This is a genomic window from Shewanella algae (genome assembly GCF_009183365.2).
Classification (GTDB): domain Bacteria; phylum Pseudomonadota; class Gammaproteobacteria; order Enterobacterales; family Shewanellaceae; genus Shewanella; species Shewanella algae.
Genome location: NZ_CP068230.1, coordinates 4,027,267 through 4,053,635, shown reverse-complemented (window position 1 = coordinate 4,053,635; position 26,369 = coordinate 4,027,267). Strand labels below are relative to the sequence as shown.

The window sequence follows — 26,369 nt, the reverse complement described above, 5'->3', positions numbered from 1 at the left end:
CGCCGCCATGCTGGAACACCCCGAGTGGTTGCCGGCCGATGCCGCCGCCAATCTGGGGATTTCTGAGCTTGAGGTGGTGCAGGCATTACCGGCCGAGCAGCAGCAATTCTTGCCGCTGGAATGGCTGGAAGCCCTGCTGCAGGCACTGCCTGAGTGGGGCAAGTTGACCACCATAGTCACAGTTGCCGGGCAGATATTTGAATTCAAAGGCGACTTCCCCAAAGGAAAGACGGCTCATGGCTACTTTAACCTCTACAGCAAGGGAGATGGCTTGCATGGGCATCTGAAATTGGAGAATTTCAGTGCCATCGCCTTGATAAGTCGTCCATTTCGGGGCACTGAAAGCCATTCGATTAACTTCTTTGGCCCTGATGGCGCCATCGTTTTTAAGGTCTATCTGGGCCGGGATCAACAACGCAAGCTGCTGCCGCCACAGTTGGCACTGTTTGCCGACTGGCGTCACCGTGGTGAAGTGGCTGCCAAAAAGGGGGAAATATGACCAGTGAAAACCAACGCCTGCAGGAAAAACTGCTGCCGGAAATCGAAGACTTCAAACAGGGGCGTACCACCTTGCAGTTGGCGACCCAGGATGCCAACGGGATCCCCAACGCCAGTTATGCGCCGTTCGCGCTGGCCGATGATGGCTTCTATATTCTGGTAAGCGATCTGGCGCGTCACGGTATTAACCTCAAACAGTCACCGCGGGTATCTGTGATGCTGGTGGAAGACGAAGCCGAGGCGCGCAGCGTGTTTGCCCGCCGCCGCCTGACCTTTGATGCCGCCGCCGAACTGATAGCAAGAGACAGCCAGGGCTTTGCCAAAGGGGTACAGGTGCTGTCCGGACGCTTCGGTGAGATGATAGATAACCTGGCGGCATTGACCGATTTCAACCTGTTTAAGCTGGTGCCCGAGCGCGGTCTCTATGTCAAAGGCTTTGGCCAGGCGTTCAGTCTCAGCGGTGCCGAGTTGTTGGATGTCAACTGGATGCGTGATGGTCACCATGGAACGCCCAAGGCCGTGCCTGCCTGAGCTGGACTCATCGGCGCTTTGGCGCCACAATCCTGATTAATAGTCACTGTCTGGATTTTCTCTTGTCTGCTCCTCAAACCTCTTCGGCTCGGATCCTGCCCTGGATCCTGAGCTTTCTTAAGCCTTATCGTTTGCGGGTCGCCCTGGCGCTGCTGTTTCTGCTGCTGGGGTCTCTGGCCTGGCTGGCCCTGGGGCAAGGGGTTCGCTTGATAGTGGATGAGGGCTTTATGGCCGACAACTCGGGCCGCCTCAACGAAATTGTGTTGTTTATTCTGGGGATCACCCTGGTCAGTGCCGTGGCCGTGTTCTGCCGCTTTTATCTGATGACCTGGCTCGGTGAGAAAGTCAGCAACGATATTCGCCGCTTGGTGTATCACAGGTTACTGGAACAAAGCCCGGTGTTTTTCGCCCGCTTGCGCACCGGGGAAATCATCTCCCGTTTTACCGCCGACAGCACTCTGTTGCAGACAGTTATCGGTTCTAGCCTGTCGATGGCACTGAGATCTTCAGTGACCACTATAGGTGGCTTGGTGATGATGGCTTTTACCAGCATCAAGCTCACGGCCTTAGTGCTGCTGGCCGTACCGCTGGTGTTGGTGCCTGTAGGTTTGCTCGGGCGGCGGGTACGCAAGCTTGCGCGCACCAGTCAGGACAGTGTCGCCGATCTCGGTGCCTATGTGGATGAAACCTTGCATGAGATCCACACGGTACAATCCTATGGTCACGAGGCTCGCGATCGCGACAATTTTGACGGCTACCTGGCGGCGGTGATGCGTGCTGCCAGTGGCCGCATCCGCTATCGCTCGGCACTGATCTCCTCTGTCATGTTGCTGACTATCGGTGCCATAGTGGCTGTGACCTGGGTGGGGGCCAGAGACGTAATGGCCGGTGTGGTCAGCGCCGGTGAGCTGTCGGCATTCATGTTTTACGCCATGATGGTGGCTGGCGCCGTGGCCACCATAAGCGAAGTGATAGGGGATATTCAGCGGGCTGCCGGTGCCGGCGAACGCTTGATGGAGCTGGCCGAGTCCAAGGCAAATATTGCCGAGCCGGCCAAGCCGCTGGCGCTGCCCAGTCCGCTCAAGGGAGAACTCAGAATAGAGCAGCTGAGTTTTGCCTATGATGAGGGCGCAGCAGTGCTTGAGGATCTCAATATCCATATTCAACCCGGTGAACGGGTGGCTCTGGTTGGGCCCAGCGGCGCCGGCAAGAGTACGTTGTTTCAGCTACTGCAGCGTTTCTATCAGCCGAGTTGCGGCCGCATTCTGCTCGACGGCGTCGATATCGCTTCTGTATCATTGGCGAGCCTGAGGGCACAGTTTGCCCTGGTGCCCCAGGAGTCGGTGATCTTTGCCACCAGTGTGTTGGAAAATGTGCGTTATGGCCGCCCTGAGGCCAGCCTGGAAGAGGTGGTTGCCGCCTGCAAGGGCGCCAGAGCTCATGAATTTATCAGTGAGTTTGCCCAGGGGTATGATACCTATTTGGGTGAGCGTGGCGTGCGCCTTTCCGGCGGTCAAAAGCAGCGAATTGCCATTGCCCGCGCCATCTTGGCCCGCAGGCCTTTACTGCTGCTCGATGAAGCCACCAGTGCCCTGGATGCGGTCAGTGAAGTCAAGGTCAAGCAGGCTTTGGATGAGTTGATGGCGGGACGAACCACGCTCATCATAGCCCACAGGTTGGCGACAGTGCTCAATGCCGACCGTATTCTGGTGCTGGAGCGGGGGCGATTATTGGCCAGTGGCAGCCACAGCGAGTTGATGCAAACCAGCCCGCTGTACCGTGAGTTTGCCAGTCTGCAGTTGCTCGCGCCCGATAGTTTGGTCGGGAGCTCAAACGAGCCCGGGCAGGCATCATCGCTGGCTTGATCTTAGCGCTTCTGTTTTAAATATATAATCAGTCCAGTCACGGCCAGTAATAATAAGGCGATCGCCGCCAGATCCATCAGATAACTGCCGGCAGCGCCGAAGATTCGGCCGCTGTGCAGATCCTGAAGAACCCTGTGCCAGGACAGGCGACTGGCGCGAATATCTCCGAGCAACTGCTGCGTTTGTATCTTTGCCCCTTCGAGTGGTTTTATCCAGGGGAGGGCTACCAGACTGGTGGTCGCTTGCCAATCCAGCAGTTCGCTGTCGCTGCGATACTGGCCCCGGGACGTTTTCAGCCAGACACTGCCGGGCTCGACCGCCATGGCGTTTATCTGCGGCGGCAAACCTGTCAGCTCGGTTTGGGTTTCCAGCACAGCAAGATCCTGGCTCAAAATCGTCAAACTGTTTCGGGTCAGCAGTAGCCACTTGTCTTCAAAGGGAGCTATGGCCAGTATTTCATCTGTTTGCTCGGCTAGCGGCGTGCCGCCTATCCAGGCCTGACCCTCACTGCTGCCCGCCAGCGGCTGGGCTTGCCAGACTTTGACATCTTCCGGGGCGCCAATGCCGTAATAGTCTTGCAGCCATTGCCAGTGCACGCCTTGGGATAGGTTCAGCTCACGGCTGTGATTCAAGGCCAGGCCGCTCAGTGTCAGCAGCAACACAAGCACACTGCTGATGATGCCAATACGTCTGTGCCAAGGGCGCAGGGTACGCAGGAGACGGACTCGAAAGTCCGGATGTTTACGTGTCATCTGGGCTCGCTGTGTTGTTGCTGACCGTGTTGCAGGCTGAGTTGCCGGTCAAGATAGAGGGCGATGCGGGCCAGTTTGGTCAGGGCCCTGACGGAAAGTGTCGCTCCGGTAATGCCATCTATATGTTTGTCCAGCTGTTTATCTTTTGTGAGTGTCGCCGATTTAAATTGGTCGGTAAAGAAGTCGTGCCTGACCTCATCGCCGCGGCTCTCGCGGTAGATAAGCACCTTGGTGCGATAAATCTGTCCATGGCGCACCTGAATGCCCACAGTGATTGGCGCTTCTTTGCCAATTTCCTCCAGGATCCAGGCTGTGTCGTCTCCCTGCTGCCAATAGCGGGTACGCAGCGGCCGAAAATCGTGGGCCAGTATCTCTTCTATGACCTGGCGTTGCTCGGCGTTGAACCAAAAGACTCGGGCTTTTGCTTGACCTTTACTTTGGTCTCCCAAGGCCTGGGTGACAAAGTCCGCCGGGCTTTGATAAACGCTTTGCGCCGCCTGGGTTTGAGTGAATGGCAGCAAAAAAAGTGAGAGTAGTGCAATAAGGGTCTTCATAAGTGCCTCAATGAGGGCGCCCCAGAGGGCACCCAAAGATCATCAGAACTGATAACCTACACCCAGATTGAAACCATCTGAGTCAGACTTCCCGCCACGTTTTTCGTAGTCGGCCTTGAACACCACATTCTCGTGCAACCAGTAGTTGATACCCACATTGGTTTGGGTTTCTTTGGTGTCTTGATTGTCACCGGCATTGTTGTCCCATTCGTTGTAGCGGGCGAAGATGCCGAACTGCTCGTTAAAGCGGTAGGACGGCTCTATATACCAGCCATTTTGCTTGTCGCGGCCCAGGGCTTCGGCTTCAAATCCATCTATGTCCCACTCGGCATAGAGGGCTCTGATGCTGAAGTTTTCTATGTGGTAGATGGCGTGCGCCGACCACATCAGAGCCGAGGCTGTGTCTACAGTGGCTTCGCCTTGAGTCAGATCCGATTGGTACTGCACCGTGGCGGCCAGCTCCAGACCGGGAACGGCTGTGTATTTCACCCGGCCGGTATAGGCCAGATCGTCAGCCTTGGCCTCGGAAACCTTTTGGCGACCGCTTCTTGGCTTATAGGCATTTTTTCCTGTGGTAGGTACATTCAGGCCCGAGGTCACGGCCGCATCGAAGGCCAGTCCGGGAGCTGCCTGGATATTCATTGCCAGACCCGCTTCCCACCAGGTAGCCGGGAGTATGTCTTTCTCAACCGGGTTGCGCTCGACACCATAAAATGCCGGTGGCTCGTGGGTTTCATTGATGATGCCAACCGGCATCAGGAACAGACCCGCCTTGGCAGTCAGGGCTTGGTTGAAGTCGTGCTCTATGTAGGCCTGCTCCAGCTCGACTTCGCCATTTTGACCATCGCCTGAGATGGAGTGCTCCACTTCCAATTCGGAGAAGAAACGGGTGTTTTCGGTAAACTCATGGCCGAAGAAGAGCACGAAACGGTGGAAGTCGAACTCTTTCTTATCCTCGCCCAGCTTGTTGTCTATGTTGTTGTAGTGCAGTTCACCATAGCCGCCGATAGTGGTTGCGGTTTTTTGCGGGGTGGAATCTACCACCTCGGCGGTCTGTTCAACCCGCTCAGCAGTTTGCTCGACCCGCTCGGCAGTTTGTTGCTGACGCTTTTCGGTTTCTGCCAGACGGCGCTCCAGGTCCTTGAGGACCTTTTGCTGCTGTTCGATGATTTTGCGCAGCTCCTGAGTCTCGTCCGAGGCGAATGCCTGCGGGCCGCACAGGGCTGTCAGTAGCGCACTGGCAATGAGAGTTTTCTTGATCATCTTGCTTCCCGTTGTGATGTTACTATTGTTGAAATCGGGCGAATTCTAGCAATTGATTTAATAAATGCAAACGATTTGCATTTATTAATGTGATAAAAATTAACAAATGTCAGCATCTGTAAACTTGCTTGTTATTGTTATGGTTTTGTCTGAAAACGGATGCTTACAATGTAAGTTTTTGATCTTTTTATTAAAGTATTAAGACTATGTTTTAGTCGCAAGGGGAGAGCCTGACGTCATTCCCGGATAAATCCGCTGAAGTGCGATTGCTGAATTTTTGAACTTTCAACCTTGGTCGGAGACCTGGGGCAACAGATCGGGTGAGTTATTTGTCAAAAGGCGGTTAAACTGATCGGCCTTTTTATTCCGGTTAGCCTTGGCTTTGTGAGTGTTCGAACAAGATGTTTCTAGTTGATTATTTTAAAAGAGAAAATAACCAAATAACCATAGGCCGCAAACAGGCCAGTGATTTTGCCAAGGGTGTAGCAGGGGATTTCAATCCCATCCATGATGAGGATGCCAAACGTTTTTGTGTTCCCGGCGATCTCCTTTTTGCCCTGGTGTTGAACGATTATGGCCTCAGCCGCCGGATGCTATTCAAGTTTGAAGGCATGGTAGGAGACGGCGTATGTCTGCATTTTCCCAGTGACCAGGGGGCCGAGCTGGCGATAGAAGATGAGCGCGGCAAACGCTACCTGAATGTCCATCGCGATGGTGAAATGCGCCAATGTGAACGGCAGTTGGAGTCCTTTATCCGCAGTTATGTGGCCTTTTCCGGCCTCAACTTTATCCATGTTTTGGTGCCTTTGATGCTAGAGCATCAGGTAACCATCAATCCGGCGCGGCCATTGGTTATCTATGAAAGCATGGGCTTTGAGCTGGACACCCTGGAATTTGAGCAGGTTAAACTGGAACTGGTTAACAGCAGTCTCAAAGTCGATGGCAAGCGCGGTGATGTGACGCTGGATTTCGCACTTATCAGCGATGACAAGCAGGTGGGCACCGGGCGCAAGACCTTGGTACTCAGCGGCTTGCGCCCCTTCGATGAGGCGGCTGTCGAGGCTATGGTCAGCGAGTATCAGGCGCGCCGCGATGGCAGCTGGAATGGCGGCTCACAGACAAACGCCTGAATTCAAACTGCGGCGGCTTCTGAGCCCGGCGCCAGCCTGCTTTCGACCCGGTTACGCCCCAGCTGCTTAGCCTGATACAGGAGTTTATCTGCAGTATCAGTGAGTTGGCTGAAGCTCTGGCTGCCGTCGGCATCCAAAGCCACCCCCTGACTGACGGTGAGCCTAAGCGGCTCACCACTTTCCAGGGTGAATATGTGTTCGGCCACACTCTGCCTCAGGGTTTCGGCGACAGCCACAGCGTCATTCAAGCCGGTATTGGGCAGCAATAACATAAACTCTTCACCGCCAACCCGAGCCAGCAGATCATCTTCCCGCAGCGAGGTTTTCATGACCTTGGCCAGTTCGGTCAGCACTCTGTCGCCGTTATTGTGACCATGGGTGTCATTGACCTTTTTAAAATGGTCAATGTCGAGAGTAATCAGTGCCAACGGGCCATGGCTGCTCTGGGCCTTGGTCGGCAGTAACACTTCTTTCAGCCGGTCAAGCCACATGCGCCACTTGGGTTGCGCTTCCTGGTTTTGCTCCTCTGTAGCTTGATGGTACAGCAACCAGCCGGCCAGATAGCGACGGTTATAGAGGCCGGTGAGGCTGTCAGTCTTGGCCAGCAGGCCCCACTTCAAGCGTGAGCGATTGAGCCAGAGAATGACGGCGGTGGCCAGCAACAGCAGCAACAGGATTATGCTGCTGATGATATTGAGCTGATTCAGGGTAGTGCGGTTGGTTTCCAGCTCCAGCTTTTGCAGTACGTTGTTCCAGTTGAGATCCTGGTTCTCAAACTCGAGGCGCTCTAAGTTAAACAGCAACTGTTGGCGATCCAGGTTACTGACCAACTCTTTGGAGCTGTATGCGGCGAAGCGCTGCTGATACTGCTCCAGCACCTCGTAGGCGCGCTTGAAATTGCCTAACCCGGCAAAGCCTTCGGCGCTGACCTTTAACAGCTCTATCTGAGAGCGCAACAAGGTTTTTTCCTTGGCAAAGCCGATAAGCAGAGGGTCGACATAGACAGCCATCTCGGCATACTGATGCTTATTGAGCAAGTCCTGGGCCTTGAGCAGTTGAAAGCGACTGGTGTAGAGGGTTGAAGTCTCACGATATTGCAGCTTGTCGGCCAGTTGCAGGTGCCTGGACATGGATGACACATCTTCCAGCTCCCGGTACTTCAGCGCCAATTCCACATTGATGCGAAAGCGATACAGGCCGTAACCCAGCACTCTGGCCAGCTCCAGTGCCGCTTGATACCTGTCAATGGCGACTTCAGCCTTGCCTTGACGCTCCGCCAACTGAGCCAGATCCAATTGCACCAGCATCTGGTTGTAGGACATCCTTCTGTCCTTGAAGAAATTAAACGCCTTCTTGAGCAGTTTTTCCGAGCGCTCAAAGCCGTTGAGGCGCACCAGGAGATGGCCCATGCCAAAGGAGATCCGCTCAAGCAACTCCTTGTCCTGGCTCTGATCGGCAGCGTCCAATGACAGCATCAGGCTGGCGTAGGATGCATCCAGCTTGCCTTGCTGCTCAAATGCTTTGCTCTTCAGTAGCAGGGCTTCGGCCTGAACCGCTTTATCGGCAGAGTTCTGGTTGCGATCTATTATTTTTTGCAGTTCGCTGATGGCCTGTTTGACCTTGCCGGTTTGCAGCATTACCTGTACCAGCCTCAGCTCCAGCAGGGTATGTTCGCTGGTTCCGGCATCCGCCAGTTTAAGGCCCTCTTTGGCGGCTTGCTCGGCGGCGGGGACCTCATGTAGCAGCAGAGACACTGTCGCCTTGGTCAGATAAAAACGGGTCACTAAGGGCTTGGGCAGGTCCTTGAGCTGATCGCCTTCCATCTCGTACAGCTGCGCCTGTGCCCGTTGCGGCAGGGAATAGAGTAGGCTTTCGGCCCCCTTAAGCAAACGGGAGAATTGCTCTGCATTGGCCGCCAACAAGGTCGGGCTCACCAGAACCATAAAGATTGCGATCAAGGGGTGGCAGAAGCGTTTCTTCATACTCTTAGTGCTCTTTGAACCGAAAATGTCTGATAAAAGTCATATTTTGGAGAGATTATCGCGTTCGCTGCCGGGGTTTGTCTAATTATTCGCTACTAACTACCCGGATTTGGGAATTGTCTGATAGAGGTGGAGTGGTTAAAAAAGCTACATCATGACCGAGCCTGAAGCTAACCCTGGTTAAAATCCAGGGTGAGGAGTTCACCGTGAGTTGCCCTGAAAGTGCTTCGAAAAAGAAGTGAGTAAAGAAAGATATTAATCAAGAGAAAGAAGCTGAAACTTCAGTAGGATGATGGTTGAAATGAAATCCGGGTAAAGCAAAAGCTGCGCCGATAGCCAAGCAATGCTGGCGGCTATCGGCGCTTGTTGATCAGTTTTCTGCCAGCGTTTGATAGGGGCCGTCGCTGGCTGGGCTGTTGTCAGTTTGCTGATCAAGACGGCTTATTCTGACTTCGGCTATCTGGTGCTGATTCATCGCCGTTACCTCAAAGCGCCAGGGCATCAGAGTCAGTACGCTACCTGCTTCCGGGATCCGGCCAAAGCGTGCCAGCAGCATGCCCGCCAGGGTGACGTACTCGTGATTATGGCTCTCGAGTTCGTCGCAGCCCAGTAGCTTCTCCAACTGATGCAGATTTATGCTGCCGCGAGCGCACCAACCATCGCCATCGATGCGGATCTCTTCGGCCTCGTCTTCCTGAGGCAGTTCGCCGACTATGGCTTCGAGAATGTCGTGGCCGGTGACCAGTCCCAATAGGGCACCGAATTCGTCCGTGACCAGTGCCATATCGGCCTTGGCGCGTTTCAGCTCTTCCAACAAACGGAATACGCTGATGCTTTTCGGCACTATTACCGGCTTGTGGCCAGGGCGCAGACTCTGCAGCGGCCGTTGTTGTTCTATGGCTGCCAGCAACTCCTTGGCACTGACCAGTGCCACGACCTTGTCTATGTCGCCGTCACACAGGGGATACTGGCTGAAACTGTCGCCATGCAGTTGCTGTTTTATCTGCTCGGGGCTGTGGCTGAGGTTAATCCAGCTTATTTCGGCCCGCGGCGTCATAATGCTCTTGATGCTGCGCTCGGCCAGAGTCAGCACCTCGCCGACCATGTTGCGTTCATCTTCGGCAAAGCACTTGCTCAAGGCGCGCTCAGTTTCGGGCACCTCTTCATCTTCTTCAATTTCCTCAAACTGTTTCTTGCCGCCCATCAGCTTGAAGATGGCGTTGGCCGTCCTTTCCCTCAAGGGTTTACGGGCCTCACGTTGTTCGAACCTGCGTTGCCCCAACTGGTTGAAGAACTCGATCATGATGGAGAAACCTATGGCGGCATATAGATAACCTTTGGGAATATGGAAACCAAAGCCTTCGGCTACCAGGCTGAAACCTATCATCAGCAGGAAACTGAGACAGAGCACCACCACGGTTGGATGGGCGTTGACAAAGCGGGTCAGCGGTTTGGAGGCCAGTAACATCACTGTCATGGCCACCACTACGGCTGTCATCATCACCCAGAGTTCATCCACCATGCCGACCGCGGTAATAATGGAGTCGATGGAGAATACCGCATCCAGCACCAGTATTTGGGTCACGACTATGCCAAAACTTGCGTAGGCGACTTTCTGGCCTATTTCCGGCTCTTTGGACTCCAGCCGTTCATGCAGTTCACTGGTGGCCTTGAACAGCAGGAATAGACCACCGGATATCAGGATCAGATCCCGTCCGGAAAAACTGAAGTCTGCAAGGCTGAACAGAGGTTGGTTGAGGGTGACCAGCCAGGACACCACGGCCAACAGACCAAGGCGCATCAACAGGGCCAGCGACAGGCCTATGACCCGGGCTTTGTCTCTTTGATGTTGAGGGAGTTTTTTAACCAGAATGGCAATGAATACCAGGTTGTCTATGCCGAGAACTATCTCGAGGATGATAAGAGTAAAGAGTCCGATCCATATGTGTGGGTCGAGCAAAAGTTCCATAGTGGTGAACCAAGGGCCTCAAAGTGGGTTTAACTTGGGTCTATTGCAGCACAAATTGGGCGGAATGCTGAATTAATTATGGTTAATCCTTTGCTGGCGCAGCAGTGCTTGAACGAGTGTCAAAAAACTGCCTTGGAGTCATAAAATTTACGTATTGTGTATTATTTAAAAACTTGATTATAAAGGTTTTATCTTTCCGTATCAGACTTTAGAATTAACCCAAAATAACAAATGGGAAACATCTGTGATGGCAAGAAAAAAGCCCCTGTTGCTGCACTCGATATTACTGGGTAGTTTACTGCTTGGCGCTTGCGGCGGTGGTGATGATGAAAGTGGCGCCGGGTCAAGCGACGATAATCTGCAGCCGCCTGCCGGCGTCAATCAAGCGCCCAAGGGTGACGATATTCAGCTGGCTTATGACAGCTCGCTGCAGAGTATTGCGGTCAACTGGCAAGGTTATGTGTCAGATCCCGATGGCGATCCCTTGCAGGCCAGCATTGCCGAGCAGGGCAAGCTGGGGCAGTTCAGTCTCGATGGCGATATGCTGAGCTACAAAGCAGATAAAGATGCCAAGGGCAGCGATCAAGGGCTATTGCAGGTTAGTGATGGCCGTGGTGGCAGCGTCAACCTCAAGTTGGCAGTTTTTGGTGTGGACAGTCAAAGCCCTCTGGAGCGGGCGCTGGCAAGCGGTGATGCAAGCGGGCTGGACCCGGATACTCTGCTTGAGGCGATTGCCGTACAGATAACGCAGCTGCGCTCGAATGAGCAAGCCCTGCGGCAAGGGGTATTTGCCGATACGGCGCTGGCCTATGCACCAGGCAACCGAACTCAATTGTTCAATATCATCGAGCCGGAAATGGCCACACCTCTGCTGCGTGCCAACACGGGTCAGGTCTTGGCCGTCGCCGGCGAGCAGCATACCGGGCGCTTTGCGGCCTTTGGTACCCATCTGTTTGCCCGTTTCCATGCCGGTGAACTCACCGCCATGGAGCCAGCCAATGACAATCTGCTGGCTTGGTTGCTGAACAGAGCGCAAGCGGCAGAACTGCAGCAACCATTGACCGTGTCCTTGAGCTTTCTTGGTGGTCAGGAGAGTGCCAGTCGCAGTTGGTTGCAAGGGCGGTTTCCCAATTGGACCATCAAAAGTTGTAATCAGGTCGCTACTTTGGAAGCCTGTATCGCCGATGCCCAGTTGTTAATCAGTGGCTGGCGCGCGGCCGATATCGATGCCGGGCAGATAGCCGGCGTCTATTCCCGGGCGCTGGCATCGGGCAAGGCACTCTATTATCAGCACAACTGGTATGAAGCGACCAATGCGGTGGCCGACGCCATTGCCGGAACCATGGGGGTCAGTTTGCCCTATGGCGGTAACTTCTGGGCCAGCGCCGCTGCCGATTGGTCTTCGGCCACGGCCATGGCGGCCGCTTTCCCACTGCTTGGCGGTGAGCAGCGCCTGACACAGCACTTTATTGATGATGACTTCAACTTTGACTGGTCCGGCTGTGAAACCTATGTGGGTAAAGTGAGCTGTGACAAGGTCAACGGCTTTGAATCTGAGTTCCTTGCCGGTGCCAGAGCGCTTAAAAACTCACTCAATCAACTGGATAGTCGTGGTCAGGTGTTGTTCGGCAACGAGGGGCGCAGGCTGCTGAAACTCTTTGTGTTGCTGGGCGATCTTTACCGTGCCGACATAGCTTATCCCATGGATAAGGACACCACGCCGCAAGGGCGTTTTCTGGCGGCCTACCTGGCCGACCACTTGGCGCTGTATTTAAGGGGGAATAATCCAGCGCAGCCGGATTTGGGCAATTTCAGCGATCCTTTGCCGCAAACGCTAACTCTTGAAAACGTCAGCCTGGAAATGGCACTGGGCAAAGAGAGTGGTTATCGCGGCAGCGGTTTTTACTTGTTGCCCGGCCAGAGCGTGCGTCTCGAGCGTAAAGACACACTGCCGCTGACGGTCAAGGCCTTTATCAATACCCAGAGAACCGGCTCAACCCGGGAATTCAATAACCAGGGATACCAGCGCCCCAAATTTTTGCGCTCGGTCGAGTTGACCCTGAAACCCGGGCAACCTCTGACCCTGAGCAGCCCTTATGGCGGGACTTTGATGCTGCAACTGCCGGCCGGTGAGGGCGTGGTGAGTGTTGAAGCACAAAATGTACTGGCCTATCCCTACCTCAAGGATTTCAACCAAGCGAGTGGCTATTTGACGGCGCTTGAAACCAGCCCGCTGAGCTGGGCCGGGCTGCGTACCGACTTTGTCGAAATTAACTCCCGCAAGCATATGATGAAACAGTTCATCTATGCTGAGCCTTACCGTGGCGATGTGGAGCAGGCCCTGAATGATGTTTGGCGCTATATGATCAAGGGGACCTATGATCTGGCTGGCTTCAGTGGCGAAGGGCTGGCGCTGGCACCCAGCGTGGCTGCCCGCTGCGCCCTGCTGGGGTGGGATTGCCAAAATGAACAGATCCATGCCAAACCCAAGGTGCAGCACATCAATGTCGATGAGGCGGCACACTGCGGTGGCGGCTGCTCGGGTAACCCCTATGATCAAGCCTGGGTATTGAGCCCCTTCGGCTGGGGCGAGAGTCACGAGATAGGCCACAATCTGCAGCGTAACCGGCTGAAAATCTATGGTGGCCGCTCCGGTGAAGTCTCCAATAATATTTTCCCTCTGTACAAGGGCTGGCAACGCTTTAAAGATAGTGGTGAGCGGATCGCCAGCTGCGATCGCCAGTCACCTCAAACCACCTTCGAGTGGCTGAAACAGGCGCAAAACAGCAGCGATCCTGTGACCTCTGTCTACGACAAGCTCTGGAGTCAGACCGGCACCTATGACAACGCCGGGCCCAGACTGGATTTCTATCTGCAGCTGGCGGCATTGGCCGAAGAGCATGCAGGTTTGGACAACGGCTGGCAGATTTTCACCTTGCTCTATCTGCATGAGCGTCTGTTCAACCATGCGATTGCCGACGCCGCTCGCTGGGGCGAGATGAGGGATGCATTGGGCATGAGCAGTTATATCGATGCCCCGAACCTGGATGGCAACGACTTCATGTTGCTCAGCCTGTCGAAGTTGCTGCAACTGGATATGCGTCCCTGGTTTGATCTCTGGGGTGTGCGCTATCAGGCCCAGGCCGCCAACCAGGTAGCTGCCTATGGTTACCCGGCCGCTGAAGCCGTGTTCTATCACCTTTCGAGCCAATGCGCTGAGCTGGCGGTGCCCAAGCTCACTCTGGATGCCAACTGGTAACTGAGAGGAAAGGGCGCTTCGGCGCTCTTTCCCTATTGCCGACAGCATTGCAATCGAGGCGTGATTCAGCCGCGGCTTTTTCCCTCAAGCACTTTGAAGCACACTAAAAATCAGGCATAGTGCACTCTGGTCATTTGCTCGATACTCAAGGATGACTGTGAGAACTTTCCTTTCTCGATTAGGATGTTGTAGCCAATGAGTTTGTCTGTTTATCAGTTGAAATCCCGCTTTCAGGGCCTACTGAGGCCTCTGGTTACCCGTCTGTATCGGCGCGGCGTCAGCGCCAATCAAGTCACGTTGTTGGCGGCGCTGGGTTCTATACTGCTGGGAATCCTGTTGCTTATCTGGCCTCATCCTTGGCTCTTTGCCCTCATCCCGGTGTGGATGCTGAAAAGAATGGCGCTCAATGCCATAGATGGCATGTTGGCCCGCGAGTTTGGGCAGCAATCCCGTCTCGGCGCCTATCTCAATGAGCTCGCCGATATTGTTTCGGATGCGATACTCTATCTGCCTTTTGCCTTGCTAGGTGGTGTGGAACCTGCACTGGTGATCGCCCTGACCTTACTGGCCGTTGCCAGTGAATACGCCGGGGTGCTAGGCCTGATGGTGGGGGCAGAGCGCCGCTATGATGGCCCCATGGGCAAGAGCGATCGCGCGTTTGTCTTCGGTATTCTGGGGCTGGCCGTCGCCTTGGGTTGGTTGACGCCATTCTGGCTCAATTTGATCCTGTCATTGGTTCTCCTGTTACTCTGCCTGACCATATTCAACCGGGTAAAATCCGGTTTGAAGCAGGGCGAGAGCGCAAGTTAAGTTGTTTATCAAAGGAATGAAATATATGGATAATGCCGCAAGGGTACCCGAGGAACACTTTTTTACTACCCATGATGGATTCCAGCTGTTTTATCGTTTCTGGCCGGCGCTGGAAACCAATGAACAAGAGGATCCCGGGGCCGTGTTGCTGTTTCACCGTGGCCATGAACACGGTGGCCGAATGGCGCACCTGGTGGATGAACTGGCGCTGCCTGAGCAGGCTTTTTTCGCCTGGGATGCCCGTGGTCATGGGCAATCACCGGGCGCCAGAGGCGACAGTCCCTCCTTCGGTACCAGTGTCCGCGACATTCAGACCTTTGTGGAACACATAGAGGGCAAACATGGTTTCAGCCAAGAGCAGCTGTGTGTGGTGGCCCAAAGTGTCGGCGCCGTGCTGGTCAGCACCTGGGTGCATGACTATGCGCCTTCTATTCGTGCGCTGGTGCTGGCGTCGCCGGCCTTCAGCGTCAAACTCTATGTGCCTTTTGCTATCCCTGGGCTCAAGCTGCTGAGGAGCCTCAAGGGCAACTTTTTCGTCAACAGCTATGTTAAGGCCAAGCTGTTGACCCATGACCCAGCCAGACAATACAGCTTTGAGACAGATCCACTGATCGCCAGACCGATCTCGGTCAATGTGTTGTTGGGACTTTATGATGCCGCTGAAAGGGTGGTGGCCAATGCCCAGGCGATTACTGTACCGACTCAGGTACTGATCTCGGGCGCCGACTATGTGGTTCGGCGCAAGCCGCAGCAGCAGTTTTTTGAGCGTTTGGGTTCCCAGCGTAAAGAATTGCACCTGCTGCCCGGTTTTTACCATGACACCCTGGGAGAGCTGGACCGGGCCGACCCGATAGCCAGGATTAGACGCTTCCTGCGGGCCAATATCGCCTCGCCGCAGGCGGCAGTGAATTTGTTGCAGCAAGATAAATTCGGCCCGAGCTGCGCCGAGAGTGAATCGCTCGCCGCCCCTCTGCCCGAGGCTTCCTGGCAGGCCAAGTACTGGCAAGCCACCCGCGCAGTGATGAAGCTGGGGGAGAAATACTCAGAGGGCATCGCTCTGGGTTTCGAGCGCGGCTTCGATTCGGGCAGTACCCTGGACTATGTCTATCGCAACACACCCTCCGGCAAGGGGGAGTTTGGCCGCTTTGTCGACAAACAATATCTCAATGCCATTGGCTGGCGCGGCATACGCCAGCGTAAACGCCATATCGAAGAGCTGCTGGCGCAGGCGCTGTCGACGCTGAGAAAGGAAGAAAAGCCGCTGCATTTGATGGATGTGGCCGCCGGACATGGCCGCTATCTGCTGGAGAGCCTGGCGAACAGCGATATCAAGCCCGATTCTGTGCTGCTGCGTGATTACAGTGATATCAATATCCGCGACGGCCGCGCCCTCATCGATGAGCTTGGCCTCAGTGACATAGTGCGCTTTGAAAAGGGCGATGCCTTTGACTTTGATTCGCTGGCGGCGGTCGAGCCCAAACCAACCCTGGCGGTAGTCTCCGGCCTTTACGAGCTGTTTGGTGACAATGAGATGGTGTCCCGCTCCCTGGCGGGTATTACCGCGGCGCTGGCGCCCGGAGGCCTGCTTATCTACACGGGCCAGCCCTGGCATCCGCAGCTGGAATTCATCGGCCGGGCCCTGACCAGCCACAGAGACGGTCAGCCTTGGGTGATGCGTCGCCGCAGTCAGCAGGAGATGGATCAACTGACCAAAGCCAACGGCTTTCACAAGTTGACTCAAAGAGTGGATGAGTGGGGCATATTTACCGTGTCCATGGCGCGTAAGGCCGACTGATGCCTGAGTTGCCCGCCCGTCGACGCGAGGTCGGCACCATTCGCCGTAGCCTGCTTTGGCTGGCCTTGTTGGCACCGTTTTTCTTTGCCAGCTATGGTTTTGCCAATTGGTATGCCTCGCAGCAAAGTGAGGTTCCCAGTCTGGTGTTTTCCTGGGAGCACGCCATTCCGCTTTGGCCCTGGACCATAGTGCCTTACTGGTCGATAGATCTTCTCTACGGCCTGGCGTTTCTGCTCCCCCTCAGCCGCAAGGGGATAGACAGACTGGGGCTCAGGCTGCTGAGCGTACAGCTTCTGTGTATCGGCTGTTTTCTCATCTGGCCACTTAAATTCAGTTTTGAGCGCCCGCCGCTCGACGGCGTTTTTGGTGGTTTGTTCGATCTCCTGATGGGGTTTGATAAGCCTTTCAATCAGGCGCCCTCTTTGCACATCGCCCTCTTGGTGGTGCTCTGGAGTGAATACAGTCAGCGGGCCAAGGGCGCCTGGCGTTATCTGCTCCACGGCTGGTTTGCCTTGATTGGCCTGTCTGTGCTGACGACCTGGCAACATCATTTTATCGACCTGCCCACAGGGCTGGCGGCCGGTCTGTTCTGCCTCTGGCTGTGGCCACGAAATTCGTTCAGCCGCTTGAGTTTGGCGAGGGAACCCCGCAGGCTCAAGCTGGCAACGGCTTATGGCGTGGGCGCCGTCTTGCTGCTGCTCGCGGCCTTGCTCTGGCCCATGAGTCTGCTTGGCATGCTGCTGTTTTGGCTGGCCTTGGCGCTGGCCATGGTGGCGCTCAATTATCTCCTGTTTGCCGCCGCGGGTTTTCAAAAGGGTGAGTTGGGCCATCCCAGCTTCGCCAGTCGCTGGCTGTTGTTACCTTATCGTTTGTTTGCCTGGCTCAATATCCGTTTCTGGACCGGTGGCCAGGTGGCGGCGCAAGAGGTGTTGCCCGGGGTTTGGCTCGGGCGCATGCCCACCATGAGTGAAGCGCAGCAATATGATGCCATATTGGATCTCTGCGCCGAGTTGCCCTTTCCCTATTCGGGCAAGGCTTTGCTGACACCCGCTCGGGGGATGACCGAAGGCAAGCTCAAATGGTATCAGCCTATGCCCATGCTGGATTTATGTTTGCCGGATGAACAGGACTGCCTGGAAGCGGTCAGGCGGCTCGAGTGTTTGCGTACCTCAGGTACTCTACTTGTATGTTGCGCCTTGGGTTATGGCCGTAGCGCCTTGGTATTGGCAGCCTGGTTGCTGCTGAGCGGTCGGGCCGGCAGTGCCCTGGATGCCGCAAAGATGATTGCCGCCGTCAGGCCCAAGGTGGTTTTCAAGCCAGAGACTCTGGCTTACCTGGAGCGGCTCAAGTCAGGTTTTTGCCCGCCAGAGGTGCAACATGCCTGAGTCGCAGCAGCGGGATCTGGCAAAATTGGTGGCCACTTTACTAGGCAATGCCGCGCCGCTGCGCTGGTTCAGTGCGGTTTTGATGTTGGCACCTTTGCTGCTTCTCTGGGGCGGCAAGCTTCAGGGATGGCCGGAACTGCTCAGTGCCCTGTTGATGGTGCTTTTCGGACTGGCCGGACAGTATTTCGGCCTCAGAGTGGCGCTGGATGCCAAGCTGTTTGCCGCTCTGGCAGGGGAGCATTCCTGCGAACGTCTGGATCACAGCATGCAGCAGCTCGGCTGGCTTAAAGAAGAACAGGCCGGTCGCAGTATGCTGCAGCGCGCCCAAGGGGCGCAGGCGCTGCTAAAGCGTCTGTTCCTCTGCTTTGCCGGGCAGGCCGCGGCGCTGGTGTTGTTACTCGTCTGGCGCTTTTTCCTGTAAGAGGAGTTTACCCTTATCTATGGATACCCTAATCGGCTGGCTCGCGGGATTGACCGCCTTTGGGATCACCTCGGCGGCCAGGTTGGTCACCGGTGCCCGCGCCCTGTGGCTTGGCTGCCGCGCCAATCACAATCAGCGGCTCTACTTTGCCAATCACAGCAGTCACGGTGACTTTGTGTTGCTGTGGGCATCACTGCCTGCCTTGCTGAGACGCAAGACACGTCCGGTCGCCGGCGCCGAGTATTGGCAAAAGACGGCGCTGAGGAGCTTTATTATTCAGCGGGTATTCAATGCCGTGCTTATTCCAAGAGAGAGCCATGGTGAGGGCAATCCCCTGGCGCCGGTGGAAAAGGCGCTGGCAGAGGGTGACTCGCTGATCTTCTTCCCGGAAGGGACCCGTAATCTGAGCGAGGCGCCATTGTTGCCGTTCAAGAGTGGAATCTATCATCTGGCGCACTCGCGCCCGGATCTGGAACTGATCCCCGTGTGGATTGCCAACCTCAATCGCGCCATGCCCAAGGGGCGTTATCTGCCGTTGCCGCTGCTCTGCACTTTGAGTTTCGGCACGCCTATCAAGCTGCAGCCGCAGGAAACCAAGGTGGCCTTTCTCGAGCGTTTGCGTTTGGCACTATTGGCGATGTCACGGGAGGAAGTATGAACCAGACTCTGTGGTTGTTTGCCGGCATAGGCCTACTGCTGGTGGTAGCGACCCTGATAGGTCGTTTGCTGGCCTGGCGTAAGGGCAATAACGCCGTTATTGCCAATCTCAATGCCAGAATCGATGCCTGGTGGATGATGGTGTTGGCCATAGGCATAGCTTTCCTGTTCGGGCTCTATGGGGTGATATTGCTGTTTGCCCTGGTATCTTTCTATGCGCTGAGGGAGTTTTTAACCCTGACACCGACCCGGGCCAGCGATTATCCTGCCCTGGTCGCAGCCTTCTATTTTGCCTTGCCGGTGCAGTATCTGCTGATAGCCATCCATTGGTACGGCATGTTCAGTATCTTTATTCCCGTGTATCTGTTCCTGCTGATGCCGATTCTGGCAGCACTTGGCGGCGATACTACACGTTACCTTGAGCGTACCGCCAAGGTGCAGTGGGGGCTGATGATAGCCGTTTATTGTGTCTCGTCAGTGCCGGCGCTGATGACCTTGAAGATTGAGGGTTATGAAGGGCGTAACTTGCTGCTGATCGCCTGGCTCATTCTGGTGGTGCAACTCTCCGATGTGCTGCAGTATTGCTGTGGCAAGCTGTTTGGCAAACGCAAGGTGGCACCCAAGCTGTCGCCCTCCAAGACCCTCGAAGGCCTGGTCGGTGGGGTATTGCTGGCGACGCTGGTGGGTACTTCGCTGTTCTGGATCACCCCATTCACCCCCTGGCAGGCGGCAATCATAGCTTTACTGGTGAACCTGCTCGGCTTTGCCGGAGGACTGGTGATGTCGGCCATCAAGCGTGACCGCGGCGTCAAGGATTGGGGCCATATGATAGAGGGTCACGGCGGCATGCTGGATCGGATGGATTCTGTCTGTTTTGCCGCACCGGTTTTCTTCCATGTGGTGCGCTATTGGTGGGTGTGACCTTTCTATAAAGTCGAAGACTCATAGCGGATAAATGCGCTTTTTGTTGTTATTTGTCGGCAGTAAGCTGGGGCTATTCCAAAGTGAAGGAGCCCAATGATGAAAATATTGCAAATACTGCCGGCGCAACCCACCTCTGACGGCGATGGGGTCAATATCAGCCGGGTCGCCGATTTTCAGGCTCTGGCGTTGGATCCCTATCTGATGCTGGATGAGATCCGCTCCGACGATGAACGCGATTATCTCGGCGGTTTTCCGCCGCATCCCCACCGCGGTATGGAAACTTTTACCTATATCCGCAAGGGCGGCTTTGAGCACAGGGATCAACTGGGCAATGTCCGCGCCATCCGCGAAGGCAAGGTGCAGTGGATGAGTACCGGCCGCGGTGTGGTCCACTCCGAAATGCCGTTGGCCGATGCCAAAGAGGGGCTGCATGGCTTTCAGATCTGGCTCAATATGCCGACCAAGGACAAGATGCGGCCGCCCAGGTATCAGGACAGCGCAGCCGATGAACACCAACAGCTTGAAACTGACGGCGCCAGCCTGAGACTGCTGGCCGGTGACTGGCTTTTCGCCGGTACTGAAGCCAGTGCTCCCTTGACCGGGTTGGCCGGCGATGCGGCGATTGCCGATTTGACGCTGGCGCCGGAAGCCCAAGCCGAGGTGGATCTCAGTCATCTGGGGCGACTGGCGCTCTATCTGCACAGTGGTGAATTGCAACTGCCGGATGGCAAGCAACTGGCGGCCGGTAATATGTTGCTGCTCGACAGTCGTTATCCTCTCGAGCTGCAAGCCGGTCTCAAGGGCGCGGGTCTGCTCATTCTGGCCGGTAACCCCATTGGTGAGGCCGTGGTGCAGATGGGGCCTTTTGTGATGAATACCCAGGCGGAGATCCTGCAGGCCATTCGTGACTACCAAAACGGTGATTTCGGTGAGATCCCATCCGGTTCCGTTTAACTGACATAGGCAACAGACGGCTGCTTTGCTGTGGCCGCCTCTTGCCTTTTATTCGCCTAAACAACACATCAGCGCTGACACAAATGTAAATTTTTAAGATTTTTTCGTTAAAAAGTCATTTGGAATACGGTGCGGTTAACCTGTGATGGGTTTTGTCCAACCCCACCTTTGATTGATTTTAAAGGTTAGCCTGGGTCTGATTGTTTGCTCCTTTCTCAAAAAGTTACCAAAAGTTAAACTTGTAGCGCTTTTTGCGAAACATTCTTGTTACCTTGGCTGAATTTTGGCTATCTTGTCGGGAAATATTTTGCCTGTAACAATTATGAGAATCATTCTCATTGGTCAGGTTTTATATGCAATACCCCGCACCTTCTGCCGTGGCTTTGGCTGTGGCAGCCGTACTCTTTTGCGCCGCATCCGGCGCCGAAACGCTAAATAAACAAGCGCCCTCTTCGAATGAGTCGCCCGAAACCAGCGCGGTTGTGACAGTCAAAGACAGAGCTGATAACGGTTTGGATGGCAAAAGCACTCTGGATGAGCAGATGATCCGCCGTACCCCTTCGGCCGATGGCAACTTGAGCGACTTGGTCAAATCCAACCCTGCGGTGCGCCTGGAGGGGCTGGATGAAGGGTTTAGTGGCGGTGAAATCAAACCGTCGAAGATCTCCATCTATGGCGCCGAGTCTGAACAGACAGCGTTTCTTATTGATGGCATCAATATCAACAACGATCTGGATCCCAGCTCAGGCCTGTTTGACGGCAGTGTCGGGGTCTTACCGGGGATGAGCTCGGAACAGGCCTATTTCTTCGACGCCGCCATGCTGGCCGGGATCACCGTTTATGACAACAATGTGCCGGCCAGCCTGGGGGGCTTTACCGGTGGGGCCGTAGTGGCCGATACTCTGAGCTACAACGGCGTCAACGGCGGCCAGCTGCGTTACCGTACCAGCCGCAGCAGTTGGACCAGCCAGAAGGTCGATCCCAACATCAACGAGTTTTTGCAGCAGGCCAGGCCCGACGGCGGCAAGGCCATCTATCAGCCCGATTTTGTTAAACACAGCTATTCTGGGCAGTGGCAGCAGGGGATTAACGATGAGCTGGGCATGGTGCTGGCCTTTGGTCAACGCCGCTCCAGCATTCGCCAGAGCCGGATCATGGATGCAGAAGGCACGGTTGACTCTCAGGATCAGAGCCGCAGATCGGACAACCTGTTGTTGAATCTGGCCTGGACGCCGGATCCCTTGACCCGAATCGACTGGGACTGGCGTTATTCGGCCTACCGTGAAGGCCTGTTTATGGGCGAGAACATAGACAATGACTTTGAAGACAGCCACTCGGCACTGGGGTCGACCCTGAGTCTGGAGCGGGAGTTCAGCCTGGGAAGTCTGTCCCTCAAGGCGGCCTACGACAGCTTTGAGGATGAGCGTCACTCCCAGAGTGATACCGTGCTGGTGATCAGTGATGCCGATAGCGGGCTGGATTACCAGAAGGGGGGCTATGGCGACAGTCGTCTCAAGCAGCGAAATCTGCAACTGCTGGCCGATATCAGCTTCAAACGCCTCTATTGGGGCGATGTCAGTCACAGCCTGGAAACCGGCTTGAGTTTCCAGCAGACCGACTATGATTTTTACCGCCCAAGGGAGGTCAATCAGGAGATCCGCTTGATAATGTCGGGCATGGAGATGCCGCTCGATGAACAAACCGTATTGGCCGGCAGCATAGACACCCGCCACCGCAACTCGGCGGCTTATCTGCAGGACACCATCAAATTCGGCGCCTGGCAATTCCGCCCCGGGTTGAGGCTTGAGCATGATGACTACCTGAATAATCTCAACCTGGCGCCGCGGCTGGCACTCAACTGGGATGTCGTCGAGGGCACCCGGGTGGATATCGGGCTTAACCGTTACTATGGCCGCTCTTTCGCTTCGATGAAGCTGGCGGATGAAATACTTAAACTCAGCCAGGATCACACCCGCAGATACGAAAGCATCAAGGATCTGAAAACCCCCTTCTCCGATGAGTTGACCCTGGCGCTGCACCAGAATCTAGGCAATTTAAGCCTGAGTGGTCGCTATACCCTGAGGGACTATCGCGATCGCCTGGTGACCCATAGAAGCCAGGTAGGCAGCGTCAAGGTGGACGACTATCGCAATGGCGAAGACTACAAGGTTCATGTCTATACCCTGCAACTGAATAACATAGTGCCGCTGACCTTAGGTGCCAGTCAATGGGAGTGGTCGCTGGCGGCCGATTGGCTGGAGACAGATCGCAACGATCTGGATAAGGCGATGAACCCGGATGAGGCGGTGATGCTTGATGGCGCCATGATGAGCCGTCGCCAGATGGAGCAGAAGGTCAACTCATCCCAGGAAGAGTGGATGGTGCGTCTTGGGTTGGATATGGAGTTACCGGCCTGGAATATTACCTGGGGCAACAAGCTTTACGTCAAGGCGCCGGTACGGGGATATGAGTCGGTAAACAGCCAGGCGGCGCTGGAGATGTACCGCAGCTATGACTTCGGCAGTCACACCCAGTGGGATAGCCGTATTCGCTGGGAGCCGCAGGCGCTGGGCGGTGAGGTCTATCTGCAGCTGGATATCAACAATGTGCTCAACCAGGTACGCCAGTATAGCCTCAAGGCCAACCAGAACGGCGAATACGGCCTCTATACCCCTGGGCGCCAGTTCTGGCTGGAAGTGGGTTATCGCTTCTAAACCCTGAGTGGTGGTGACGGGCAGCTTCACCGGAAGCTGCTTTTTTGTTGAGTTCTGGAAATCCTGAGATGATTGTTAAAACACGATTCGGCCGCCTGATGATGGCGGCGATGGCTTGCCTGCTGGCGGCCTGTCAAACCAGCGATATGCTGCCTCTGAACAGCGATCCTGACTTGGTTCAGGGCCGGCTGGACAATGGCTTTCGCTATTATCTGGCCCCCAACGATGCCCCGGCCAAACGCGTGTATCTGCGTTTGGTGGTCAACGCCGGTTCCATGCATGAAGATGACGACCAAAGGGGCGTGGCCCATATGGTCGAGCATATGGCCTTTAACGGCAGCAAGCACTTTAAGGGCAACAGCGTCATCAGTGCGCTGGAGGATGCCGGGCTGAAGTTTGGCATAGATGTCAATGCCTTCACTGACTTTGAAAATACCGTCTATCTGCTCAATCTGCCGGATAACCGGCCGCAGACTCTGGAGCTGGCGCTTAGAATTATTGCCGACTGGGCGGCAGAGGTGAGCATTGCCCGCGACGATCTCGATGCCGAGCGTGGCATAGTACTGGAGGAGTGGCGGGCAAGGCTTGGGCCTATGCTGCGCTTGGGGGATAAAAAGTCCGCCATCGAAATGGCCGGTTCCCGTTATGCGACGCGCGATCCAATCGGCGATCCCGAAACCATACGCCAGGTATCCGGTAAGCGGGTGGCCGACTTTTATCGCCGCTGGTATCGGCCGGATAATATGGCGCTGGTGGCGAGCGGTGATATAGATGTCGCCAAGTTCAAGGCCATGGTCGAGCAATATCTGGGAGCCATGCCTGCGGCCACTACACCGCTGGAAACCGTGGACTTTGGCATACCGCTGCAAGATGGCCTGAGGGCCGCCAAGGTGCATGAAGTCGGCGCCGAAGAGCCGGCGCTGGAGCTGAGCTTTTTCTCGCCGCTTGAGCCGGATTATTCGCTGACCGGTTATCGCCGCGAGCTGGCCGAGCAGATAGCCGGGCGTATGCTGAATCTGCGTCTGCAGCAGTGGGAGAAGCAACATCAAGACTGGCTGCTGTCGGGCGCTTTCTTCTCCTCGGCCATCGGCCGTGAGACCAGGCAGAGCATTTTCACCTTGCAGCTCAAGAAGGGTGAGTACCATAGCGCCGCCAGTGCACTGTTTGATCTTCTGGCCACCCTCAAGCAGCATGGTTTCAGCGATAAGGCCGTGGCTTCCCAGCTGAAACGCCAACTGAAATTGGAACAGCGCCGCGCCGATAAGGCGGTTTACAGCATAGATATTGCCGGCGACCTGGTCACTACCGCTGCCAATCTCGACCCCTGGCTGAGCTATAAAGACAGAGCCCGGCTCAACCTGGAGCTGATTGGCTCGCTGACGACCGAGGATATCAATCAGGCGCTGGCGCGTTTAACGGCGCCAAGTTCCCGCTTATTGCTGCAGACTCTTGGGGCCGGGGAGATATCGGCACTGACGAGTGCTGAAGCCAATGCATTATGGCAGCAGAGTATGAGCAGGCAGCACGGCGACTTTGAAGCCGGGCAACAGAGCACTGAGATGCCCGAGTTCAAGGCCGAGGCCGGCAGCAGTCGCTTTATCGGTGAAGCCGCCGAAGGACGCCTGAAGGAGTATCGACTCAGCAACGGTTTGCGTCTGGTATTCAGCCAATCTGATCTCAACCCGGGTGACGTGCACTTCAAGGCCTTGACTGTCGGGGGGATGGGCAGTCTGGCGCCTTCGGAGGCGCAAAAGCTGCGTCTGGCGGTGAACCTGGCGGACGAGTTCGGTGCCGGCGAGGTGCCGCAGCAGGCGATCGACTACTATGACAGCGACTATCCTCTGGTGCTTTCCAGTTTGCTGGACGGCCAGACTCAGGGCTTTTCCGGCTGGGCCCACAGGGATGATCTGGCGGCGCTGCTGCAGCTGTTTCGCTTCAAGTTGCAGCAGGTACAGTTTGCATCGAATGCCTTGAAGCACTGGCGCGAAGAGTATCAGGCGACCCGGGCACAATATGCCAATGACCCTGGGGAGCAGTTTGCCCGCACCATAGATGCCAAGCGCTATCCCGGAGTGCCGACGGTTTACAACCCGGATCCCGAGTTGCTGACGACCCTGACCGAGGATGAGCTGCTGGCCGATTATCGCCGTCACATGCTGGGTAATACCGACTTTATTCTGTTCTTTGTCGGCGATATCGACGAGGCGCGTCTCATTCGCCTGGCCGAGCAGTATCTGGCGGGGATTGAGGTAAAAAGGGAGGCGCGCAAGCAATACCAGATTCGGCCGGCGACCCCAAAGGAACGTCTGCAGATGCCTGTCTCCGGTGAGCCCAGAGCCGAAACAGAGGTCTATCTGACCTCCTATCCGCAGCCTTGGTCAGCAAAGCAAGCCTATCAGTTGTCGCTCATGGGGGAGCTTATTCAGGAGCAGCTGAGGCTCAAACTCAGAGAGGAGGCCAGCGGCGTTTATGGGGTAACCGCTTGGTTCTGGCAGGAGCCAGGGGAAGATTTCAGCTCGGGCCGTATCAGCTTCAGCAGCGATCCGGAGCGGGTCGATGAACTGATCCAGCAACTGCATCTGGTGCTCAAGCGGATGGCTGATGAGGGCGTATCGCCCCATTCGCTGGAAAATAAGCGCCGTCAGCGTCAGGACAGGCTGCAGCGGGAGCTTAAATCCAATCTCGGTTGGCTGGAGGCGGTCAGCCAAAGCTATATGACAGTGGGCGGGCCGCAGCAGATAGGACAAAAAGCTCGCTTCAATGAGGAGGTCACAGTCGCTGAGCTGAATAGCCTGCTTAAGCAGTTTATCCGGCAAAGCCGGGTCTTTGAGGCCGTGATGCTACCGGAAAGCGAGTAAAACACAGGCAAAAAAGCGCCACCCCCGGGGTGGCGCTTTTTTGCGAGT

The 26,369-nt window shown here is 55.6% G+C and carries 19 protein-coding genes; 14 read left to right on the top strand and 5 right to left on the bottom strand.

All coding sequences use genetic code 11. The annotated features are described in order from the left end of the window. The first annotated feature begins 7 nt into the window (after positions 1 to 7). From hutX to E1N14_RS18105, 3 genes are read left to right on the top strand one after another with little or no spacing between them, the layout of a single operon-like run. Complete coding sequence (gene hutX, locus E1N14_RS18115; RefSeq protein ID WP_240647900.1) at positions 8 to 499, top strand: heme utilization cystosolic carrier protein HutX; 492 nt, start codon at positions 8 to 10, stop codon at positions 497 to 499. Further along, a complete protein-coding gene (gene hutZ / locus E1N14_RS18110) occupies positions 496 to 1,029 on the top strand; it encodes a heme utilization protein HutZ (RefSeq protein ID WP_025008892.1) in 534 nt (177 codons plus the stop codon). Before hutX ends, hutZ begins: the two co-directional genes overlap by 4 nt. A 32-nt stretch (positions 1,030 to 1,061) precedes the next feature. Continuing rightward, positions 1,062 to 2,894, top strand: a complete 1,833-nt coding sequence (locus E1N14_RS18105) for an ABC transporter transmembrane domain-containing protein (RefSeq protein WP_051546729.1) — start codon at positions 1,062 to 1,064, stop codon at positions 2,892 to 2,894. Between the two features lie 2 nt (positions 2,895 to 2,896). Here E1N14_RS18105 and E1N14_RS18100 read toward each other — a convergent pair whose 3' ends face one another. Genes E1N14_RS18100 through E1N14_RS18090 form a run of 3 tightly spaced genes read right to left on the bottom strand, consistent with a single transcriptional unit; the run spans position 2,897 to position 5,463 of the window. Then, on the bottom strand, positions 2,897 to 3,646 hold the full coding sequence (locus E1N14_RS18100) for a PepSY-associated TM helix domain-containing protein (protein WP_025008894.1): 750 nt from the start codon (positions 3,644 to 3,646) through the stop codon (positions 2,897 to 2,899). Further along, on the bottom strand, positions 3,643 to 4,200 hold the full coding sequence (locus tag E1N14_RS18095; RefSeq protein ID WP_025008895.1) for an FMN-binding protein: 558 nt from the start codon (positions 4,198 to 4,200) through the stop codon (positions 3,643 to 3,645). Before E1N14_RS18095 ends, E1N14_RS18100 begins: the two co-directional genes overlap by 4 nt. 42 nt (positions 4,201 to 4,242) lie before the next feature. Further along, entirely contained in the window at positions 4,243 to 5,463 is a 1,221-nt protein-coding gene (locus E1N14_RS18090; protein WP_025008896.1) for a porin, read from the bottom strand. Positions 5,464 to 5,864: 401 nt separating this feature from the next. Here E1N14_RS18090 and E1N14_RS18085 point away from each other — a divergent pair, with 401 nt between their 5' ends. Further along, positions 5,865 to 6,593 (top strand): DUF3581 domain-containing protein, encoded by a 729-nt coding sequence (locus E1N14_RS18085; protein WP_025008897.1) that lies wholly within the window; start codon positions 5,865 to 5,867, stop codon positions 6,591 to 6,593. 2 nt (positions 6,594 to 6,595) lie between these two features. On the opposite strand, the gene E1N14_RS18080 is transcribed toward E1N14_RS18085, so the two are convergent. Beyond that, positions 6,596 to 8,575, bottom strand: a complete 1,980-nt coding sequence (locus E1N14_RS18080) for a GGDEF domain-containing protein (RefSeq protein ID WP_025008898.1) — start codon at positions 8,573 to 8,575, stop codon at positions 6,596 to 6,598. A 370-nt stretch (positions 8,576 to 8,945) separates the two neighbouring features. Then, positions 8,946 to 10,544 (bottom strand): TerC family protein, encoded by a 1,599-nt coding sequence (locus E1N14_RS18075; protein ID WP_025008899.1) that lies wholly within the window; start codon positions 10,542 to 10,544, stop codon positions 8,946 to 8,948. Positions 10,545 to 10,791: 247 nt separating this feature from the next. Between E1N14_RS18075 and E1N14_RS18070 the strand changes: the two genes are divergently transcribed. From E1N14_RS18070 to E1N14_RS18025, 10 genes are all read left to right on the top strand, one after another. Beyond that, positions 10,792 to 13,803 (top strand): ImpA family metalloprotease, encoded by a 3,012-nt coding sequence (locus E1N14_RS18070; RefSeq protein ID WP_025008900.1) that lies wholly within the window; start codon positions 10,792 to 10,794, stop codon positions 13,801 to 13,803. 195 nt (positions 13,804 to 13,998) lie between these two features. Continuing rightward, positions 13,999 to 14,613: a CDP-alcohol phosphatidyltransferase family protein gene (locus tag E1N14_RS18065; RefSeq protein ID WP_062793491.1), complete on the top strand. Its 615-nt coding sequence runs from the start codon at positions 13,999 to 14,001 to the stop codon at positions 14,611 to 14,613. A 25-nt stretch (positions 14,614 to 14,638) separates the two neighbouring features. After that, positions 14,639 to 16,408 carry a bifunctional alpha/beta hydrolase/class I SAM-dependent methyltransferase gene (locus E1N14_RS18060; RefSeq protein ID WP_025008901.1) on the top strand — a complete coding sequence of 590 codons (1,770 nt, stop codon included), beginning with the start codon at positions 14,639 to 14,641 and terminating at the stop codon, positions 16,406 to 16,408. Further along, positions 16,408 to 17,793: a phosphatase PAP2/dual specificity phosphatase family protein gene (locus E1N14_RS18055; protein ID WP_062793490.1), complete on the top strand. Its 1,386-nt coding sequence runs from the start codon at positions 16,408 to 16,410 to the stop codon at positions 17,791 to 17,793. The genes E1N14_RS18060 and E1N14_RS18055 overlap by 1 nt, the downstream gene beginning before the upstream one ends. Next, positions 17,786 to 18,214: a hypothetical protein gene (locus E1N14_RS18050; protein WP_025008902.1), complete on the top strand. Its 429-nt coding sequence runs from the start codon at positions 17,786 to 17,788 to the stop codon at positions 18,212 to 18,214. Before E1N14_RS18055 ends, E1N14_RS18050 begins: the two co-directional genes overlap by 8 nt. Positions 18,215 to 18,233: 19 nt before the next feature. Then, on the top strand, positions 18,234 to 18,872 hold the full coding sequence (locus E1N14_RS18045; protein WP_025008903.1) for a lysophospholipid acyltransferase family protein: 639 nt from the start codon (positions 18,234 to 18,236) through the stop codon (positions 18,870 to 18,872). Continuing rightward, the gene (locus tag E1N14_RS18040) at positions 18,869 to 19,792 is read left to right on the top strand and encodes a phosphatidate cytidylyltransferase (RefSeq protein WP_025008904.1); all 924 of its coding nucleotides are present in this window, start codon (positions 18,869 to 18,871) and stop codon (positions 19,790 to 19,792) included. Before E1N14_RS18045 ends, E1N14_RS18040 begins: the two co-directional genes overlap by 4 nt. Before the next feature lie 99 nt (positions 19,793 to 19,891). Beyond that, a complete protein-coding gene (locus tag E1N14_RS18035; protein WP_025008905.1) occupies positions 19,892 to 20,749 on the top strand; it encodes a pirin family protein in 858 nt (285 codons plus the stop codon). A gap of 353 nt (positions 20,750 to 21,102) precedes the next feature. Next, on the top strand, positions 21,103 to 23,463 hold the full coding sequence (locus tag E1N14_RS18030; protein ID WP_025008906.1) for a TonB-dependent receptor plug domain-containing protein: 2,361 nt from the start codon (positions 21,103 to 21,105) through the stop codon (positions 23,461 to 23,463). Between the two features lie 68 nt (positions 23,464 to 23,531). Further along, positions 23,532 to 26,321: a M16 family metallopeptidase gene (locus E1N14_RS18025; protein WP_062793489.1), complete on the top strand. Its 2,790-nt coding sequence runs from the start codon at positions 23,532 to 23,534 to the stop codon at positions 26,319 to 26,321. Positions 26,322 to 26,369 lie beyond the last annotated feature (48 nt).

Excerpts from the sequence above, each read along its gene's own strand:
- E1N14_RS18095 (WP_025008895.1), bottom strand. The coding sequence starts at position 4,200 with ATGAAGACCCTTATTGCACTACTCTCACTTTTTTTGCTGCCATTCACT.
- E1N14_RS18080 (WP_025008898.1), bottom strand. The coding sequence starts at position 8,575 with ATGAAGAAACGCTTCTGCCACCCCTTGATCGCAATCTTTATGGTTCTG.
- E1N14_RS18050 (WP_025008902.1), top strand. The coding sequence starts at position 17,786 with ATGCCTGAGTCGCAGCAGCGGGATCTGGCAAAATTGGTGGCCACTTTA.
- E1N14_RS18040 (WP_025008904.1), top strand. The coding sequence starts at position 18,869 with ATGAACCAGACTCTGTGGTTGTTTGCCGGCATAGGCCTACTGCTGGTG.
- E1N14_RS18035 (WP_025008905.1), top strand. The coding sequence starts at position 19,892 with ATGAAAATATTGCAAATACTGCCGGCGCAACCCACCTCTGACGGCGAT.
- E1N14_RS18070 (WP_025008900.1), top strand. The coding sequence starts at position 10,792 with ATGGCAAGAAAAAAGCCCCTGTTGCTGCACTCGATATTACTGGGTAGT.
- E1N14_RS18025 (WP_062793489.1), top strand. The coding sequence starts at position 23,532 with ATGATTGTTAAAACACGATTCGGCCGCCTGATGATGGCGGCGATGGCT.
- E1N14_RS18045 (WP_025008903.1), top strand. The coding sequence starts at position 18,234 with ATGGATACCCTAATCGGCTGGCTCGCGGGATTGACCGCCTTTGGGATC.
- E1N14_RS18060 (WP_025008901.1), top strand. The coding sequence starts at position 14,639 with ATGGATAATGCCGCAAGGGTACCCGAGGAACACTTTTTTACTACCCAT.
- E1N14_RS18100 (WP_025008894.1), bottom strand. The coding sequence starts at position 3,646 with ATGACACGTAAACATCCGGACTTTCGAGTCCGTCTCCTGCGTACCCTG.
- hutZ (WP_025008892.1), top strand. The coding sequence starts at position 496 with ATGACCAGTGAAAACCAACGCCTGCAGGAAAAACTGCTGCCGGAAATC.
- E1N14_RS18030 (WP_025008906.1), top strand. The coding sequence starts at position 21,103 with ATGCAATACCCCGCACCTTCTGCCGTGGCTTTGGCTGTGGCAGCCGTA.
- E1N14_RS18075 (WP_025008899.1), bottom strand. The coding sequence starts at position 10,544 with ATGGAACTTTTGCTCGACCCACACATATGGATCGGACTCTTTACTCTT.
- E1N14_RS18065 (WP_062793491.1), top strand. The coding sequence starts at position 13,999 with ATGAGTTTGTCTGTTTATCAGTTGAAATCCCGCTTTCAGGGCCTACTG.
- E1N14_RS18085 (WP_025008897.1), top strand. The coding sequence starts at position 5,865 with ATGTTTCTAGTTGATTATTTTAAAAGAGAAAATAACCAAATAACCATA.
- E1N14_RS18055 (WP_062793490.1), top strand. The coding sequence starts at position 16,408 with ATGCCTGAGTTGCCCGCCCGTCGACGCGAGGTCGGCACCATTCGCCGT.
- E1N14_RS18090 (WP_025008896.1), bottom strand. The coding sequence starts at position 5,463 with ATGATCAAGAAAACTCTCATTGCCAGTGCGCTACTGACAGCCCTGTGC.
- hutX (WP_240647900.1), top strand. The coding sequence starts at position 8 with ATGCTGGAACACCCCGAGTGGTTGCCGGCCGATGCCGCCGCCAATCTG.